Here is a 2696-nt window from a genome sequence, read left to right on the forward strand (position 1 = left end):
TCTGGAAGGTTGGCTCGACACCAAATCTTCTCAGACAGGGGCCTCCTCAGGCCAGACCCGCGCATCAGCTACCGCGGCAGCGGTTTAGTTCAATCCTTTTTACCCATTATGCCCGCCCGCACACGGAATTCCTGAAAGTCCCGGAGGCGCACCCGCCGAGCTCCGCAGCGACTCCTTATCGGCCGCCTACAAGAACCTCGACGCCGACGCCCAGCGCGATTTCACCCGCAACTATGAAGCGCTGTGCCGACATTTTGGCATGACGCCGACGCGCAACAACAAAGGTGTCGCTCATGAGAACGGTTCAATCGAAGCTCCCAATGGCCACCTGAAGCGACGGCTCGATCAGGCCCTGCGCCGCCGGAGCAGCCGCGATTTCCCCAGCATCGAGCACTACGCCGCTTCGTCGATCAGGAGGTGGCCAAGCAGAACCGACCCCGGGCCAGGCTCGTGGATGATGAGCGCCGCGTACTCAAGTCGCTGCCGCCGAAGCGAACCACGGATTTTACCCTGGTCAGCGCAGACGTCACGCGCAACAGCACCATCAGCGTCGACCGTATCACTCGGTACCCTCGCGCCTCATCGGCTACCGCCTCCATGCCCATCTCTATGATGACAGGGTTGAGTTCTTCCTCGGGCCGGACCAGGTGATGACTGCCGACCGAGTCCGCGTCAAACATGCGGAGCGAGGACACAATATCGATTTCCGGCACTTCATCGGCAACCTGAAGCGCAAGCCCCAGGCCCTGCGCTATCTAGTCTACCGCAATGCCTTATTCCCACCCATGCCTATGCTCGGGCATGGCAGGCGCTCGATGCCGCTCTCGATGCCCGGCAGGCCTGCCGCGACATGGTCGCTCTCCTCGATATTGCCGCCAACGGCAACTGCGTCGATGCTCTGGCCCTGCGTATCGAGGCCGCGCTCGATAGAGGCAAACTCCCCAATGTCGCCAAGCTGAAGAGCGAGTTCCTGCCCACGGTCAGAAGCCGTGTCGACGTCACCATCCCGCCGCCCGATTTCGCCGGGTACAACCATTTGCTCGCCAACGCACAGGTGCTGTGATGAGCAGGACCAAGGATCAGGCCGCCGCCGTGTTGCCCACCCTGCCGTCGGCACTGCGCCTACCCAGCATCAGCCGCAACTGGAAGCATCTCACCGACACCGCCGATCGCGATGGCTGGCCCGCGGCCAACCTTCTCTCCTGCCTGCTCGAGATCGAGATGGCCGAGCGCGCCTCTCGACGCATCCAGCGCCATCGCGAACAGTCCGGCTTGCCTGCCGGCAAGACCTTCGCCACTTTCGATTTCGACTTCCCTTCCGGAATTCGAAAGCCCCATTTGCTTTCCCTGGCGACGGGCGAAGGCTGGATCGAAAGCGGCGGCAACATCCTCATTTTTGGTCAGAGCGGCACCGGCAAGACTCACGTGATTGCCGCCATCGGCCACGCCCTCATCGATGCCGGTCGCCGCGTCCTGTTTTCCACAACCACCGAGATGGTGCAGAAGCTTCAGGCCGCTCGCCGCGAGCTCAGTCTCCCCTCGATGCTCGACAAACTCGACAAGTACGACCTCATCGTACTCGATGAGCTGTCTTATGTGCGAAAGGACCAGTGCCCTGTTCTACCTCATTGCTCACCGGTACGAACGACACTCCATCGCCATCACCGCCAACGAGCCTTTCTCCGGATGGTCGGACGTTTTTCCAGGTCCCGCCATGACAGTCGCAGCCATAGACCGCCTCGTGCACCACTCCACTATCATCGAGATGAACGGTGAGAGCTATCGTAAGCGAGCCGCCGTCGCCCGCGGCTCCGGCACGCAAAACGTCAACGACGAACCAGAGGACCCGCCCAACCGGTCATCGTAATTGCCGCTGACGACAATTACTCGGCGCAGATTCGCAGGCGCCTCCCGCCGGCCACAATGCCTCAGCGACAATTACAACTCCGATAATTGTCGCCGGCCAGTTGCCAGACAGCCGACCCGGTGATACCCAAATCACACCACTCGGCGCCGCCCTCCCACCGGCCATCATAATCGCCGCCGACCGGTCTCCCTAATCGTCGCGCTACAGACGATGCCGAGCTGCTGCCTGCCATTCGCAGACTTGTGGATGCTCTTCTCAACAGGCAGCGGCGAGCCGCCGATCTGCCCGTCGTCAATCGCAAGCGGGTTCACCGCATCATGGCCAATCACGCCATGATCCTTGAGAAACATACGGCCGTGCGAATAGGACCTGTCCACGACGGCAAGGTCATGGTGATGCGGTCCAACCTTCGCTGGTGCTCCGACGGACTTGAGTTCACCTGCTGGAATGGCGAGGTGGTCCGTCTCGCGTTCATCATCGATGCGTTCGACCGGGAGATCATCTCATGGGCAGCCGTCGCCAATGCCGGGTTATCCGGTTCCGACATTCGAGACATGATGTTGGAAGCCGTCGAAAAGCGCTTCGGCGCAACCAGCGCCCCGCATGCAATAGAACATCTATCTGATAACGTCCTAAGCGCGGAAGGAAATGGAGCCTGCAGTCAAGGTCTCTCTGTTCGTCAGCATGCTCTTGCTGCGTGACGTTGGTCAAGTCATCGAACCAGGCGGCTTCCACTTCAGGTCTGCCGCCGATGTCGGCTTGGGTAGGGAGTAGACGCTGCCGCGGCTGATCCCCAGTTCGGCCGCCTGCTTGGCAATCGGCAGTTCAT

General features: G+C 61.1%; 1 protein-coding gene and 2 pseudogenes. All 3 read left to right on the top strand.

Going from position 1 to position 2696, the window contains the following annotated elements; translation table 11 throughout:
- Nucleotides 1-850 precede the first annotated feature (850 nt).
- On the top strand, nucleotides 851-1063 hold the full coding sequence (locus tag BLS48_RS36040; RefSeq protein ID WP_208604718.1) for a hypothetical protein: 213 nt from the start codon (nucleotides 851-853) through the stop codon (nucleotides 1061-1063).
- Nucleotides 1063-1867, top strand: a pseudogene (gene istB / locus BLS48_RS34325) (IS21-like element helper ATPase IstB). The gene BLS48_RS36040 and the pseudogene istB overlap by 1 nt, the downstream one beginning before the upstream one ends.
- A 188-nt stretch (nucleotides 1868-2055) precedes the next feature.
- Nucleotides 2056-2496, top strand: a pseudogene (locus tag BLS48_RS34330) (IS3-like element IS426 family transposase); the annotation flags it as partial.
- Between the last annotated feature and the right edge of the window lie 200 nt (nucleotides 2497-2696).

Source organism: Mesorhizobium qingshengii, from assembly GCF_900103325.1.
Classification (GTDB): domain Bacteria; phylum Pseudomonadota; class Alphaproteobacteria; order Rhizobiales; family Rhizobiaceae; genus Mesorhizobium; species Mesorhizobium qingshengii.